The sequence below is a fragment of the Microcystis sp. LE18-22.4A genome (genome assembly GCF_027531105.1).
GTDB lineage: Bacteria > Cyanobacteriota > Cyanobacteriia > Cyanobacteriales > Microcystaceae > Microcystis > Microcystis aeruginosa.
The window spans coordinates 1-1,014 of the sequence record NZ_JAPZRB010000123.1; the positions used below are offsets into that span (position 1 = coordinate 1).

General features: G+C 31.3%; 1 protein-coding gene. It reads right to left on the reverse strand.

Annotated features, from left to right (window positions below; genetic code table 11):
• Positions 1-797 (reverse strand): adenine-specific methyltransferase EcoRI family protein (locus tag O9295_RS05420; protein WP_288032229.1); only part of this gene is annotated, 797 nt, incomplete at its 3' end.
• Positions 798-1,014 lie beyond the last annotated feature (217 nt).

Genomic DNA, 1,014 nt, shown 5'->3' on the forward strand with positions numbered 1-1,014 from the left:
GTTTTATTGACATTAATTCCATCATAATTGTCATATTTTGGATATTCAGCTTCATTGCCAAAATATCTTTTTGTGAGAGCCATATCTTCCTGTCGTTTTGATGTGTCTAAGTTGGTTAACCATAAACAATTATTTGGAGAAACTATTCTATTTCCAGAATTGTCAATACGAGCTTCTGTTCCATAAAGTTCATATTGTTCGGGAACAATGAAACCAGAAATACCTCTACCAAGATTTATTCCTAACCAGGCTTTGTTTTCTTTAATTAGTTTGAAAATTTCTTTATAGGTTATTGCATTAATATTGCCAATTATCAAAAACTTTTTGTCGTATTTAACTAATTGAGCTACATATTCTCTGAATAATGAAAATGGGGGATTAGTAACAACAATATCAGACTTTTTTAATAGTTCAATACTTTCAGGACTACGAAAATCTCCATCCCCATTAAAGTAAACAATGTCAGGGGAAATAGGTTTATTTTTTTCTCTCTCTGTACCTGTATATTCAAAGAAAAAACCATTTTCATCTTCTTCTGTATTAAATAAATCTCTCCCTTGTTCTCGATAACAAGATGTTATGATTTTTTTTAGACCTAATTTTTTGAAGTTTGCGGCAAAATACTTAAAAAAGTTACTAATTCGGGGGTCATCGCAATTGCAATAAACTACTTTATTTTCAAAATGAATTTTATAATGTTGCAACTCACTTTCTATATCTGAAAGTTGTGTATAAAACTCGTCACTTTTTAGTTTTTTAGCATTTTGCAATAATTTATTTGTCGCATTTCTTACCATGTTCACCCTTTTTTGATTTAATAAATGTTTTGTTTTTAGTTATTTACTTTTGCTTATCTGATTAAATATTTCACTGCCTAATGGGACTTAAACGCCAAATAAAGATCAAATCGAGTATAATCGTTAAAGAGTAAGCACTTTACGTTGAAAGAGCAGCGATGAAAGAGACAACCCCAGCCGCGATGCCCCCATGCTTTGACCGATGGTGTCGGCGGTT